Genomic DNA, 255 nt, shown 5'->3' on the forward strand with positions numbered 1-255 from the left:
GATGTCAGACTCCCTGAACAGTTCTCGTTAGTCGAGAAGCTCAAGCAGAGCCATACGGTAAAACGCATCTGTGAAGTGTTCGGGCTTCACCGAAGTAGCTATAAGTATTGGCGCAGTCGTCCAAAAGTCATTTCACCAGAGAAGGTAAAATTACAAAGTCTGATACGGGAAGCCCATGCAGCGAGCAATGGCTCTGCGGGGGCGAGAAGCGTTGCAGAGATAGTGACGGCTAAAGGGATAAACTTGAGTCGTTAT

Annotated in this window: 1 pseudogene; it reads left to right on the top strand. The window is 48.6% G+C overall.

Annotated features, from left to right (window positions below):
* A pseudogene (locus tag LZP73_RS21265) lies at nucleotides 1-255 on the top strand (IS3 family transposase); the annotation flags it as partial.

The organism is Shewanella sp. AS16 (assembly GCF_021412365.1).
GTDB lineage: Bacteria > Pseudomonadota > Gammaproteobacteria > Enterobacterales > Shewanellaceae > Shewanella > Shewanella salipaludis.